This window comes from Paenibacillus sp. An7, from assembly GCF_009870785.1.
Lineage (GTDB): Bacteria > Bacillota > Bacilli > Paenibacillales > Paenibacillaceae > Paenibacillus.
The window spans coordinates 24,106-38,012 of the sequence record NZ_WTWX01000015.1 but is presented as its reverse complement, the minus strand read 5'-3'; the positions used below and the strand labels follow the sequence as shown (position 1 = coordinate 38,012).

Annotated in this window: 10 protein-coding genes; 7 read left to right on the top strand and 3 right to left on the bottom strand. The window is 42.4% G+C overall.

Annotated features, from left to right (window positions below):
* Positions 1-37 precede the first annotated feature (37 nt).
* Positions 38-451 carry a PH domain-containing protein gene (locus GQY27_RS15740; protein ID WP_160036114.1) on the top strand — a complete coding sequence of 138 codons (414 nt, stop codon included), beginning with the start codon at positions 38-40 and terminating at the stop codon, positions 449-451.
* A gap of 405 nt (positions 452-856) precedes the next feature.
* Positions 857-1,678, top strand: a complete 822-nt coding sequence (locus GQY27_RS15735) for a class I SAM-dependent methyltransferase (RefSeq protein ID WP_160036112.1) — start codon at positions 857-859, stop codon at positions 1,676-1,678.
* A 21-nt stretch (positions 1,679-1,699) separates the two neighbouring features.
* On the opposite strand, the gene GQY27_RS15730 is transcribed toward GQY27_RS15735, so the two are convergent.
* Positions 1,700-2,395: a YoaK family protein gene (locus tag GQY27_RS15730; RefSeq protein ID WP_160036110.1), complete on the bottom strand. Its 696-nt coding sequence runs from the start codon at positions 2,393-2,395 to the stop codon at positions 1,700-1,702.
* 91 nt (positions 2,396-2,486) lie between these two features.
* A complete protein-coding gene (locus tag GQY27_RS15725) occupies positions 2,487-2,786 on the bottom strand; it encodes an MGMT family protein (RefSeq protein WP_160036108.1) in 300 nt (99 codons plus the stop codon).
* Between the two features lie 178 nt (positions 2,787-2,964).
* On the opposite strand from GQY27_RS15725, the gene GQY27_RS15720 reads away from it, so the two are divergent.
* Together GQY27_RS15720 and GQY27_RS15715 are read left to right on the top strand one after the other, a co-directional pair.
* The gene (locus GQY27_RS15720) at positions 2,965-3,513 is read left to right on the top strand and encodes a hypothetical protein (protein ID WP_160036106.1); all 549 of its coding nucleotides are present in this window, start codon (positions 2,965-2,967) and stop codon (positions 3,511-3,513) included.
* A gap of 339 nt (positions 3,514-3,852) precedes the next feature.
* On the top strand, positions 3,853-8,058 hold the full coding sequence (locus tag GQY27_RS15715; protein WP_160036104.1) for an S-layer homology domain-containing protein: 4,206 nt from the start codon (positions 3,853-3,855) through the stop codon (positions 8,056-8,058).
* A gap of 129 nt (positions 8,059-8,187) precedes the next feature.
* On the opposite strand, the gene GQY27_RS15710 is transcribed toward GQY27_RS15715, so the two are convergent.
* Positions 8,188-9,219, bottom strand: a complete 1,032-nt coding sequence (locus GQY27_RS15710) for a zinc-binding alcohol dehydrogenase family protein (protein WP_160036102.1) — start codon at positions 9,217-9,219, stop codon at positions 8,188-8,190.
* Positions 9,220-9,410: 191 nt separating this feature from the next.
* Between GQY27_RS15710 and GQY27_RS15705 the strand changes: the two genes are divergently transcribed.
* The 3 genes from GQY27_RS15705 (at position 9,411) to cysI (ending at position 13,767) form a co-directional block, all read left to right on the top strand.
* Positions 9,411-9,887 carry a VOC family protein gene (locus GQY27_RS15705; RefSeq protein ID WP_160036100.1) on the top strand — a complete coding sequence of 159 codons (477 nt, stop codon included), beginning with the start codon at positions 9,411-9,413 and terminating at the stop codon, positions 9,885-9,887.
* A 264-nt stretch (positions 9,888-10,151) separates the two neighbouring features.
* Positions 10,152-12,005 (top strand): assimilatory sulfite reductase (NADPH) flavoprotein subunit, encoded by a 1,854-nt coding sequence (locus GQY27_RS15700; protein WP_160036098.1) that lies wholly within the window; start codon positions 10,152-10,154, stop codon positions 12,003-12,005.
* A 37-nt stretch (positions 12,006-12,042) separates the two neighbouring features.
* Positions 12,043-13,767, top strand: a complete 1,725-nt coding sequence (gene cysI, locus GQY27_RS15695) for an assimilatory sulfite reductase (NADPH) hemoprotein subunit (protein WP_160036096.1) — start codon at positions 12,043-12,045, stop codon at positions 13,765-13,767.
* Positions 13,768-13,907 lie beyond the last annotated feature (140 nt).

The window sequence follows — 13,907 nt, the reverse complement described above, 5'->3', positions numbered from 1 at the left end:
AATATGGAAACAAATGATTTAGAAAGAGGGATGAGACATGGGTTTCTTTGATGGATTGCTGGGAAATGCTTCGCAAGTCAATTTAAATGAAATACAGAAGGAGTTTACTCCTTTGCTTGCTCCAAATGAACAAATTGAGAACGTAGGGACTGGGTTTACAGTAACATTGCAACGTATCATAAGCGGAGATCTGAGAGAAGTCATGTGGAATGATTATATAGCTCTAGCCTTATACTTGGCGGGGGCGATCTGGCTTTTTTCTTCTCTATATATAGATTTCAGACGGTTCTTTAAGCGGAGAATGAAAAAGTGTCAAGGTAGGAGTGAAATGGACATCTTCTCAAGTAGGTGGGAACGACATGCACGGGTACGTAAGTCGCGTGGATACATAGAACCTGGGATACTCATCGCGGTTGCTTTTGTGTTTAGAGATTGGTATGTACTTTTTTAAAAGGATCAATCTAGACGTTCAATGTGTATGAAATCATTTTATGGGGCTTACATATTGTCTATAGCATTTATCGTCATTTGATATTATACTGTAAAAAATATACATATATTTGTGATGATGGGTCTCGTTATTCGGAAGCACATCTACAGAGAACTGCTGGTACGCTGAGAGGCAGGATGATGGCCGAAGAACTGCTCACCCCGGAGCAAGAGTGAATCTTAAGGTCCTAATGGATGATTGATACTCCGTCTAACCAGCGTTAACTGGTCATTAAGATGTGGTGAGATATAAGATGTAGGATTGTCTATATTCCATCACGAAGAAGAGTGGTACCGCGTCAGACGTTAGCCTGTCGCCTCTTTTGAGGCGGCGGGCTTTTTATTTTTGATAAGGGAGGCAGTTACTATGAGTCATATTATTGATTACTATTCGCGCTTTGATGAATGGGGAAGGCTTGACCGCGAACCACTGGAGTTTATCGTGAACATGCATTTTATCAATAAGTATTTACCGCAGGAGGGACATCTGCTGGATAACGGAGCAGGTCCTGGTAAATATGCAATGAATCTCGCACAGGAAGGATACCGGATTAGTGTATCTGATTTGACGCCTGCCCTTGTAGCATTTGCGAGAGAGCAAGCAAAAACCCAGCAATTGGAGTCTTCCTTTACTGGTTTTCACGTTCAGAATGCGACAGATTTACATGAGCTAGCAGATAACTCATTTGATGCAAGTCTGATGCTTGGACCTATGTATCATCTTCAAAAAGAAGATGAAAGGTTGGCAGCAGTCCAGGAACTATATCGAGTGACAAAAGAAGAGGGGATCGTATTTGTCGCATTCCAATCCCGTACGAGGATGCTGTTCAATTCACTTCAGAATCCCGGGCATTGGAAGCCGAATCATACGATGGAAGGGATCGAAGCGTTTTTATCCAGCAGCAGCTTTACACATGATGAACCAGGCAGATTTACGGGTGCTTACTACTATGGTGTGGAAGAAATTCAGCCTTTTATGGAAAGTAACGGATTCAGTACGATTGAACTGATTGGTTCAACCAGTATTGGTGGATTGCTGGATGCAAATGCACAAGAATACTGGAAAGAGCAGGGGGAAGAAGCTTATCAGAAGTTTATATCGATGATGATTCAAACGGCAGCGGACCCTTCGATCCTTGGCCTATCTTCCCACTTGCTGTATATAGGACGTAAAAACAAAACCAAATAGGAGCGTTCTCCGGATTCATATTTATTCTTGTGAGGCGCAGCGCTGAGCAGGAGATACACACATCATAATAAAGACAATAATTAGAAGACCGCTGGCACCCCATACGGCTTGATCTTCTAGACGATGCGTGGCAAATGTTCCGATAAAAGCCCCGCCTAGAAATGAACTGATGATGGTCGCAAACTTTTTAAACTGAACAGATGCAGATTGATCTTTACGAAACAAAGAAATATAGAGGGCTCTAGAAGCTGTATATAAATTCCCTGTTGTCACGGTCGTATTATAGGTCCACCCCTCTAAAGAACGAAAGGTCGAGATTTGCAGCGAGCCAACAAATACAATCAGAATGGTTACAATCATGTTAGGAACAGACGCAGGAAGAAACCCGACACCGAAAAGCACGAGAATCTCTAGTAAAAGAACGGCTCTCGAAGTGTCTAATAATTTCCGTATGATCCAAGGATGATTGAGCATTTGCGCGACGAATACTCCAGTGATAAAGGCTGCTATAGGTGGAATGCGTACAAGAGCTGCATGCACGTTCCCCTTGGCAGCTTCAATACCGAGAAGAACCATATTTCCGGTCTGGGCGGTCGAGAAGACACCATCTCTGCCAATGTATGTATAAGCATCAAGATAACCTGCTACGAGTGATAATATAGCACCGATATAAACCGATTCTGGTGTTAATTTCAGCGTCTTTCGTTTACTGTACATATCAGACTTCCTTTATCATTTACTTGTTTTCAAGATGCCTAATCTATCCTTATTTTATTCACTATAAAAAAGGACTCAAGCACTCAAGCTTTCAAGCTTGATACCTCGTAAGGTCAATTCGCTCCGAAAGATGGAGCTCAATACCTTCGCTCTCAAGTAGACTTTGCTGTAATGAACGGTGCCATTCATCACTCATCGAAATTTCCCCTTGCTTATTTACTACTCGGTGCCATGGAAGATTATATTTTTCGCTCATTGAATGCAGGATTCGAACCACTTGCCTTGCTGCCCGGGGACTACCTGCCAAAGCGGCTACTTGTCCATAGGTCATCACTTTTCCCTCTGGAATCGATTGTATAATTTCTATTACTCTTGCTGTAAAAGGCTGCATAAATACAAACTCTCCTTCTCTTAAGTCTCGTGTCTTCTAGTATAGCAGAGATATTAAAAATGAATAAAATACCCACTCCGCCCATCATTTTCAAAATCCTGGTTCAATATATAACAAATTGAATAATAAGGTATATAGCCTTAATAGGATGGTTGATGTACAAGGGAGGGAATCACCAATGATTTTGAAAAAGAAAAATGGGGTTTATTTAGTAGGTGCAGTTATCATTCTTGTGATTGTTCTTGTTTATTTTATGAGTAGGCCGGCAGGGTTATATGGGAACGATCAAGAGTCTATTGAGAAGATTCTTCAATCTGAGCAAGTATATCAAAACACAGAAATAGAAATCTTAGAAGTTAAAGATATTTATGATAAAAGGGTGGTTGCTTTTCTAAACGATGATGATCCTGCTTATGCTGAATTCAGAAAAGATGAGAAGGGGAATTATCTTCTTTCTAAGTTTCAAGATCGGAAGGGGGAAGCTTTGTCTTCTTTTCTTATTCAAGAATTTGAAGATCAAGACGAAGTTCATGCCGCATCCATGATGTATATTTCGAATCAAGATAACACCATATCGAAGCTGGAACTCACTGTGAATGAGGATCAAGTATTCGAGCGAGAATTCAAAGTGCATCAGAAAGCTGTGGAATGGATCGAACTTCCGAAGTCAAATGAATATCACTTCAAATACAAATATGATGATGAGAACGATAAAATAATCGATTAAAGGAAAACAGGAAAACTCTCTGCTGCTTCTAAGCAGAGGTTTTTTTGCATTCAATATAATATTTGCAAAATTATGGGTTGACTGGATGCGAAAACAAACGGTAATATAATGGTGCAAACGGTTTCATTTTGGAGTGAAGCTGAAATATAGATACATAGCAGAATAACCGATACTGTCATAGTAAAAGCAGAAAGAAATGAGGTGATCGCCTTCTTTTAGGAACGTTAGATCATTCTTAAACTCTTGCATAAGGGCAATGTTTATCATTTTGTGCAAACGTTTCCACAAAAGAAATATGCTTTTTAACAACAGAATTAATACAACGAAGGAGGACTTTTTATGAAGTATACTGTCAGGCGAACTTTCACTTTATTGTTAGTTTGTATGCTTATGATTACAGGATCAGGCTGGCATGCACTCACTGCTTTTGCCTCTATCTCGGACAATGGGATTCCTAAGCAGCATTTACGCATCCACTACGAAGGAGACGGCGAAGGACTCGGCGTATGGACGTGGGAGGATGTGGTTGCTCCGTCTCAAACCTGGGCAACAGATGCAATCCCTTTTTCCAATGAACAGCAGGATACATACGGAGCCTACGTCGATATACAGCTAAAAGAAGATGCTCAAAAAGTAGGATTCTTAATCGTAAACCGGGAGACTGGTCAAAAAGATGGGGGAGACAAAATGGTCAATTTAGACAACTTGTCTGTGAATGAAGTATGGGTGAAGAAAGGATCTGACAAAGTATATCCGAGTGAACCGGAGTTTACTACGGAATTGTTATCGGCAAAAGTGATTTCTGAAAATGAGATCCAGCTTCGCTTTTCAGATACAAAAGGTCTGACAGATGAACAACTCTTTAGCGAAATCATCGCAAAAGACCGTGATGGTGAAGGGGTTCAAGTGAACAAGGCAGAAATCGCGAGTGACAGAATGGTTAGTCTCGCAGTAGAAGTGACAATGAAAAAATTGCCCATAACCATTACTTATGCAGGGGTCACAGTCACGTCTATAACCGACTATAAAATGATTGATGCGGCATATTCCTATGATGGTGACGATCTTGGAGCCAGCTATACTCCAGAAAAAGTGACGTTTAAAATTTGGTCTCCTACCGCTTCAAGCGTAACCCTGAATGTCTATGACAAGGATGATTCAACGATTCAGGTTGGAAGCAAGCCGCTTGTACTGGTTGAAAAAGGCATATGGGAAGCAGAGGTTCAGCCGTCCGAGATGAATTTAGTGGACCTGAGAGGTTACTTTTATCAGTACGATGTAGTGAATAATGGTGTAAGCCGAAAAGTATTAGATCCTTATGCGAAATCAATGGCTGTATTTCAAGTCGATACGAACGGTAATGCAGGACCTGATGGAGATACCGTTGGCAAAGCAGCCATAGTCAGTTTAGAGGGTACGGACCCCCAAGGATACGATTATGCAGCGATAGATGGATATAAGAAGAGGGAAGATGCAATCATCTACGAACTGCATGTGAGAGATTTTACATCCGACCCTTCTATCGAAAGTGAGTTAGGTGATACACGGTGGGGATCGTACGCGGCAGTGAAACAAAAACTTAGTTACATTAAATCGCTAGGCGTAACTCACGTACAGCTTCTTCCGATTATGGCTTGGTATTATGGCGATGAGACGAAGATGGGCGAACGGGAACTAACGTATTCGGCTTCTGGTAATGAGTACAACTGGGGTTATGATCCGCATCATTACTTTTCTCCCGATGGTGCCTATTCCGAAGATCCAGCTGATCCGGAGCTGCGGATTCGTGAAACAAAAGAAATGATTGATGCAATCCATGAAGCCGGTATGGGGGTTGTTCTTGATGTTGTATATACCCATATGGCAAAAGCAGACCTGCTAAATGATATTGTACCTAATTATTATGCTTGGCAGGACGAGACAGGGAGTTTTGTTGGGGGATTTGGTAACAACCTTGCTACGAATCATGCAATGGCTGAGAAATTAATGATCGATTCCGTAAAATACTGGTTTGATGAATATAAAATTGATGGCATGCGCTTTGATATGATGGGTGATGCCACATATAGCTCTATTCAAAAAGCGTACGATGCAGCTGCAGCGCTTAATCCAAATGCTTTGTTTATCGGAGAAGGATGGAGAACCTTTAGCGGTGCATTAGCAGACCCATCGCTTGCCGGACAGGGTGCAGATCAAGACTGGATGAATCAGACAGATGATGTGGGTGTCTTCTCTGATGAGATCCGCAATGAACTCAAATCCGGATTTGGATCGGAAGGAGAACCGCGGTTTCTTACAGGCGGGGCTCGTAATATAGACCTCATCCTGAACAATATTAAAGGACAGCCAAGCAACACACCAGCAGATGCCCCAGGCGATATGGTTCAGTATATTGAAGCTCACGACAATCTTCCTTTATATGATGTCATTGCACAGTCGATTAAGAAGGATCCTGCCATTCCAGAAAATGATGTGGAAATTCATCAGCGTATCCGGCTCGGTAATCTCATGATTCTTACATCACAAGGGACCGCGTTTCTTCATGCCGGTCAAGAATATGGACGAACAAAACAGTGGTTCGGAGAGGGAGTTCCAGAGCAAAAGTACCATGCTTTAGAAGACGAGGAAGGTAACGTCTTTGGTTATTTCATTCATGATTCCTATGATTCTTCAGATGCCATTAATAAATTTGATTGGTCCAAGGCAATGAATCGCAATCGATATCCCGTAAATAACACAACAAGAGCGTATACAGAGGGACTTATTCAGCTTCGTAAATCAACCAATGCGTTTCGTCTGGGAGAAAAAGAATTGGTTGACCGTAACATCAGCTTAATTGCTGCCCCAGAGATAAGAGAGAACGATTTAATCATTGCCTACAAAAACCAATCAACAGACCAAACGGGTGACTACTATGTCTTCGTAAACGCTGACCGTTCGGAAAGAACATTAACGCTTCCAGTTGATTTAACAAAAGGAACGGTGATCGTGGATCAAGACGAAGCAGGGATATCGCAGGTCCAGAACCCTTCAGGTTATGTTTTGGAGAAAGATTCCATTACATTAGAGCCGCTTACCGCGGTCGTTATCAAAATGAATTCATCTGCTGAAAACCCTGCGGTACCAGGACCTTCAGAACCATCTATCCCATCAGAACCGTCTGTACCGTCAAAACCAACACCTGCAATTCCTGTAGCTCCTTCCGAATCAGGTCAAGCAGAGAAGTGGGAGCAAGAGTTAACTGCTTTGCTTACAAGCATTCCTGCAGAGCCAAAGACAGCTGCAAAAGAAATAATGAGTATTGTAACACCGCTGCTCACCGTAGATAAATTCAGTATCACCTTAGACCAGATTGGATCTACAATCGTTGCACCTGACTCCACCGCATTGAGTTTAGCTTATAAACGTCTTCAACGCGCTTGGGATCAGATTTCATTACTAAATAAAACACAGCATAAAGATCTTCTGCTTATATTACAGCAAGAGCTTAAGGTGGTACTCGATACCAAATCAGTGCAAGGAGAAAAGATAGCCGTAGAGCTGCCGACTTCTTTTGTAGAACAAGTCCATCAATTATCATCAGGTGTTCAGGTTATTTCAAATTCAGGAAGTGTGACAATCCCAGCAGGAGCGATCGAGGCGAATTATTTTATTCCTAATGGTTCTTTTGTGATCACTTTATCTAAAGCTTCAGATTTCTCAACTACGCATGATGCTTCTATGAAAGCAGTGGGCGATGGACTGACTCTCTCAATGAAGCTGATCCAGAATGGAAATGGCGGTGCCACAAGTGAAATCTATCATTTTGTAAAACCCGTATTGCTGGAAGGATTATACCAGCCAGAACAAGTGTCAAACTTGAATAAGACCGGATGGTATATCAAATCTAGTGATCAGAAGCATAAATACGTAAGTGATGTTAATGAGGAACAGGTCAACCTATTAAAAACAAAACGAACGGGAACCTACTACTTGCTTGAATCAACCCTTACATTCAGTGATATAAATCAAAGTTACGCTAAAGGAGATATTGAGTATCTTCGTGCAAGACAGATCGTAAATGGAATAACTGACAGTACATTTGCTCCTAAAATGAAGGTGACAAGGGGGCAGCTTGCAGTCATTCTTGGACGGATGTTAGGTCTATCAGAGGAGACAGCTGAAAAACGTAAATTTGTAGATGTTGAACCTCAGAAGTTTTACAGCGGCTATATAAATGCCCTGTCTTCAGCTGGAATCGTAAATGGAGATCCTAGTCATACGTTCCGCCCAGAACAAAATATCACCCGGGAAGAAATGATAACTGCGCTGATGAATGCATATGAATACAAAACAGGTCAAAAATTATCCGGTATTCCAGGGTATGAAGAAGCTGAATTCCGTGATATTTCCGAAGTAAGTGCTTATGCAACCTCTGCTGCGAAAGCAGCTAAAGCGCTTGGGATCATCGAAGGGAGCGGGGGACAATTTCAGCCAAAAGAAATAGCGACTAGAGAACAACTCGCGAAAATAGCAGTACAGTTCCTGAAATCTACGAAGGAGTAACTGGAGAATAGTAAAAATAAAATGGAAAAGAATAAACAGAAAGATAACTAGCCATTATTCCTATAAAATTCTTCTTATATTTGGATGTAAAAAGGGACGGCGAGCGCGCTGTCCCTTTTCTCTATTTTGTTAGAAATGTTCAAGTATCAATTTTCCAATCATATTCCCTTGTTCGACGATGGAATGAGCTTTTCTGAGATTCGCTGCATGAATGGGTTCGAGCGTCTTCGTTAATGTCGTATGGATCTTCTTCTGATCCGCCAGAGCACTTAGTTTGTTGAGGATTTCATGCTGTCTAACCATATCTTCAGTCTCATACATGGCCCGAGTAAACATATACTCCCAGACAAATCCTGCGCTTTTGCTTTTCAGCAAAGAGAGATCGAGAGGATGATCCGCTTCAACGATGGTTCCTATTGTCCCTTGGGGTGCAATCAGTTCACACATCGCTTCATAATGCTCTCCCGTACTGTTCAGACAGAAGATGTAGTCCACGTAGGTATAACCTAGATCTCTAACTTGAGAGACTAAATCTTCTCTATGATTTACCACATGATCTGCGCCTTGTTTCTTAACCCAGTTGATAGATTCTGGGCGAGAAGCCGTTGCAATGACGGTAAGACCCGCATATTTACCAAGCTGCGTTGCGATCGACCCAACACCGCCGGCTCCGCTAATAATGAGAATTGTTTTATTCCGATTATCAGCCGCATTTTCCGAAATACCGATTCTATCAAACATTCCTTCCCAAGCCGTTATACCTGTTAAAGGCAGGGCTGCAGCTTCTGCAAAGGATAATGAAGCAGGCTTATGGCCGACAATTCGCTCATCCACAAGATGGAATTCACTATTTCCCCCCTGGCGAGTGATTGTTCCTGCATAGAATACTTCATCTCCTGGTTTAAATAAGGTGCAGGATTCACCTATTTCTTCCACAATCCCAGCGACATCATAACCAAGTATTTTTGGGTGTTCTTCTTTTTTATCCTTCGGTGCTCGGACCTTTGTATCTACGGGATTTACAGAGATCGCCTTTACCTTTACTAGCAAATCTCGGCCGGACGGAGCTCTTTTTGCTATGGTTATGTCCACGAGACTTTCTGGATCTTTAATAGGTAAATAATTATACAACCCTACCGCTTTCATCAGCTGATCTGACATGATAAATCCTCTCCCTTTTTTCATATTTTCTTAATTCTCTTAATTCTCTTATTACACACTTCCTATATTACTAACCATGTTCTCGCAGAACTATGCAGTGATGATTTTCACGGAGGAAATCTATTAAGATCGTATGTTTATGATTAATGATTCTTATAAATAGGGTAACAAGAGGAAGGAGGGATGTACAGATGATCGCCATTACACATATCGGATTATCCGTTCCGGATTTAGATCAAGCGATACGTTGGTATGAAGAAGTGCTCGGTTTTGAAAAAATAGCAGGTCCCTACTCTTTCGACCAAAAAAGCGAGAATGAGCATAACATGACGAACGATCTGCAAGGACAGGAAGTACGGAAAATGAGGAATGTTCATTTAACTTGCGGGAATCAGGTGGGACTTGAGTTGTTTGAATTCGAAGAGCCGAGAAGAACACAGGTGCCAAAGGGAGAATATGATGGATTCTTTCATCTTTGTTTGCTGGTAGACGATATTGAAGCGGTGGCTAACCGGATTGAAGCGGCAGGTGGTAAAAAGACAAGCGAGATGTGGAATACGAGGAAAGGTAAACCTTATTACCTGCAGTATTGCGAAGACCCGTTCGGAAATATTCTAGAATTATATAACAAAAGTACGGAACTAATGTATGGAAATAAAGAAAACTAACGTTTCTATCTAAGAGAACTATCTTTGAGAACTATCTATGAGATATAAAGAGAACTTCCACTCGGGTCATGGACCTGATTTTGTGGGAGTTTTTTTATTTTGGAGACGGAAAAGGGTCCTTTATAAGGTTTATCAGCTTAACTAATAAGTACTATAAGATGATTCTAATTGACCAGCTATTAACAGCTGTGGTAGTTTCAGTATAGATAAATAATTCTGATGAACTTACTGAGAATTAAATTCAATCATCCGAGGTGGATCTTATTGGAACTTCAGGCGAATAACAGCCCATTTACTCAGGAACAGACGGAACTACTTAATCGTTTATTACCTACTTTATCACAAACACAACTCATTTGGCTAAGTGGATATTTTACTGCCAAACAATCTGCGGGAACTCAAGTTGTTTCTAGTGATGCACCAAGCAATTCAGTTTCTCCAGTCAATGAGACTTCAGCTCCTGCAGCTCCTACAGCTGTAGTTAGTAAAGACATTACCGTATTATTTGGTTCTCAAACAGGTAATAGCAGCGGCCTGGCTAAAAAGATGACGAAAAAACTGGAAGAGCAAGGATTCCAAGTGAATCTGAGCTCGATGAGTGATTTTAAGACAAACCAACTTAAAAAGCTTCAAAACCTCCTCATTGTAGTCAGTACTCATGGAGAAGGAGAACCGCCGGATAGTGCGATTGCATTCCATGAATTTTTGAATAGTAAACGTGCACCGAAGCTTGAACAGCTGAAATATTCCGTTCTTGCGCTCGGGGATACATCTTATGAGTTCTTCTGCCAAACAGGTAAAGACTTTGATACACGCCTTGAAGAACTTGGTGCTATTCGTCTGACACCGCGTATCGATTGTGACGTTGATTTTGATGAGCCTGCTGCGGATTGGATGAGTCAGGTGCTAGAATCCCTTGGTCAGAAGTCGGCTGCTAATCTAGTAAGTGTTAGCAGTGTAGGCGCAGCAGCATCTGTGTCCGCAGAATCTGAGTATAGCCGTTCCAATCCATTCCATGCGGAAGTGCTTGAGAATCTGAATCTGAACGGACGGGGTTCAGACCGGGAAACAAGGCATTTGGAATTATCACTGGAAGGTTCGGGGCTTACTTATCAGGCAGGCGACAGTCTCGGTATCTATCCGCAGAATCACCCGCAGCTCGTGGAAGATATTATCTCAGCTTCGGGATGGAACGCAGAAGAACTTGTACCTTTATCCAAAAATAAAGGCGAAGTTTCATTAAGAGAAGCTCTTCGATCTCATTATGAAATTACGGTTCTTACCAAACCGCTGCTTGAGCAGATTGTGAAGATTACAGCCAATGCTGAACTTAGAAAACTGCTTGAACCAGGAAATGAACAACAGCTCCGCAGTTATATTTCGGAACACGATTTACTTGATCTTATACAGGATTATAAGCTCGAAGGCGTATCTGCTAAAGACTTGGTATCTGTGCTTCGTAAAGTCCCAGCTAGACTGTACTCAATAGCAAGCAGTCCAAGTGCTTATCCAGATGAAGTGCATTTGACGGTGCGTACGGTTCGCTATGAACACAAAGGACGTAATCGGTACGGAGTATGCTCCACACAGCTGGCAGAACGTATTCAGCCAGGAGAGACATTACCTGTTTTTATCCAGCAAAATGACGGCTTTAAGCTTCCTGATAACCCTGACGCGCCGATTATTATGATTGGACCAGGTACGGGTGTTGCTCCGTTTAGAGCATTCCTCGGTGAAAGAGAAGAAATCGGCAGCGAGGGCAAGAACTGGCTCTTTTACGGAGATCAGCATTTTGCAACCGACTTTCTATATCAAGTGGAATGGCAGCGCTGGCTTGCAGACGGAATCCTTACCAATATGGATGTTGCCTTCTCTCGTGACACGGATCAGAAAGTATACGTTCAGCACCGGATGCAGGAAAGAAGCCGGGGAATTTATGAGTGGTTGCAAGAAGGTGCATACATCTATGTGTGCGGGGATGAGAAAAAGATGGCACACGACGTTCATTCCACACTTGCTGCTATCCTTGTACAAGAAGGCGGCATGACGATGGAACAAGCAACCGATTATTTGATAGAGCTTCAACAGCAAAAACGATACCAGCGTGATGTCTATTAAGCCGACGGCTTTTATAGATACGAGAGGAGATTCCAGCATGGCTATAAATGAACTTTATCCACCTCAGAATGCGCCTCACAGTGATGTAGAGGATATTAAACGCCGCAGTGATTTTTTAAGAGGAAGTCTTGTCCAGACTTTACAAGATCCAATCACCGGTTCCATTCCGGAAGATGATAACCGGTTAATGAAACACCACGGAAGTTACATGCAGGATGATCGTGACTTGCGTAATGAGCGTGCCAAACAAAAGCTTGAGCCGGCTTATCAGTTCATGCTTCGTGTTCGCGCCTCTGGCGGAGTGGTCACACCGGAACAATGGCTGATGATGGACCGTATCTCTCATAAGTATGGTAATGACACAATTCGATTAACTACTCGTCAGTCTTTTCAGCTGCATGGTGTACTGAAGTGGAATCTGAAGAATACCATTCGTGAAGTAAATGATGCACTGCTCAGCACCTTGGCAGCCTGCGGGGATGTAAACCGGAATGTGATGTGTAATCCGAACCCTTACCAGTCTGAAGTTCACGAAGAAGTATACGAGTGGGCTCGCAAAGTAAGTGAGCATCTTGATCCCAAAACGCGTGCTTACCACGAAATTTGGCTCGATGAAGAGAAGATTATCGACAGCCGTGACAACGAATGGGAACAAGAACCGATCTATGGAGCAGTATACTTACCGCGTAAGTTTAAGATCGGGATAGCAGTTCCTCCATCAAATGATGTCGATGTATTTTCACAAGATTTAGGACTGATCGCCATTGTAGAAGATGGCAAACTGAAGGGATTTAATGTCTCTGTCGGCGGCGGGATGGGAATGTCCCACGGGGATACAAAGACGTATCCGCAAGTGGGGAAGGTCATTGGTTTTTGCACGCCGGAGCAAATGGTTGATATTGCTGAAAAGATTGTAACCATTCAGCGGGACTACGGAGATCGTGCCGTTCGGAAACATGCCCGTTTTAAATATACGATTGATGATCGTGGTATAGACTGGCTGAAGAATGAATTAACTGCACGACTGGGTTATTCTCTTCAAGAAGCAAGACCTTTCGAATTTGATCATAACGGCGATCGTTACGGCTGGATTCAAGGGAGCAATGGAAAGTGGCACTTTACGCTGTTTATCCAGAATGGACGTATCGTAGATCTTGAGGATTATCCGCTCATGACAGGACTTCGCGAAATTGCCAAGATTCACAAAGGTGACTTCCGCTTAACAGCGAATCAAAACCTGATCATTGGGAATGTAGGGAACAAGAGTAAGAAGAAGATTGAAAAATTGATTCAGGAATACAAGCTCACAGACGGACTTCATTATTCTGCTCTTCGCAGAAGCTCGATGGCTTGTGTTGCACTTCCTACCTGCGGACTGGCTATGGCTGAATCTGAACGTTATTTACCTTCCTTAATGGATAAAATTGAGCCTATGCTCGAGCGCAATGGCCTTCGTGATAAAGAGATTGTGATTCGGATGACCGGCTGTCCTAATGGATGTGCTCGTCCGATGCTCGCAGAGCTTTCGTTTATTGGAAAAGGCCCTGGTAAGTACAATATGTATTTAGGCGGAGCCCATAACGGATCACGTCTAAACAAGCTTTATAAGGAAAACATCGGCGAAACCGAGATTTTGGAATCTCTTGAGCCGATCATTGCAAGATATGCTGTAGAACGTTACGATGGTGAACATTTTGGTGATTTTGTGATCCGTGCGGAATATGTAGATGCGGTATATGATGGTCAGCAATTCCATGCCTAGCATTTAGCACTAATTCGATAAAAAGCAGTTTCTCGGTGTTTATCCGGGGGCTGCTTTTTTTTATGTGGGGAACGTTCTCAATGCAGGGCCAGAACTGTTCGATCTTCTTCTCATCAGATTAGGACTTTGGCAAGAAGCAT

Excerpts from the sequence above, each read along its gene's own strand:
- GQY27_RS15730 (WP_160036110.1), bottom strand. The coding sequence starts at position 2,395 with ATGTACAGTAAACGAAAGACGCTGAAATTAACACCAGAATCGGTTTAT.
- GQY27_RS15740 (WP_160036114.1), top strand. The coding sequence starts at position 38 with ATGGGTTTCTTTGATGGATTGCTGGGAAATGCTTCGCAAGTCAATTTA.
- GQY27_RS15720 (WP_160036106.1), top strand. The coding sequence starts at position 2,965 with ATGATTTTGAAAAAGAAAAATGGGGTTTATTTAGTAGGTGCAGTTATC.
- GQY27_RS15710 (WP_160036102.1), bottom strand. The coding sequence starts at position 9,219 with ATGTCAGATCAGCTGATGAAAGCGGTAGGGTTGTATAATTATTTACCT.
- cysI (WP_160036096.1), top strand. The coding sequence starts at position 12,043 with ATGGCTATAAATGAACTTTATCCACCTCAGAATGCGCCTCACAGTGAT.
- GQY27_RS15735 (WP_160036112.1), top strand. The coding sequence starts at position 857 with ATGAGTCATATTATTGATTACTATTCGCGCTTTGATGAATGGGGAAGG.
- GQY27_RS15705 (WP_160036100.1), top strand. The coding sequence starts at position 9,411 with ATGATCGCCATTACACATATCGGATTATCCGTTCCGGATTTAGATCAA.
- GQY27_RS15725 (WP_160036108.1), bottom strand. The coding sequence starts at position 2,786 with ATGCAGCCTTTTACAGCAAGAGTAATAGAAATTATACAATCGATTCCA.
- GQY27_RS15715 (WP_160036104.1), top strand. The coding sequence starts at position 3,853 with ATGAAGTATACTGTCAGGCGAACTTTCACTTTATTGTTAGTTTGTATG.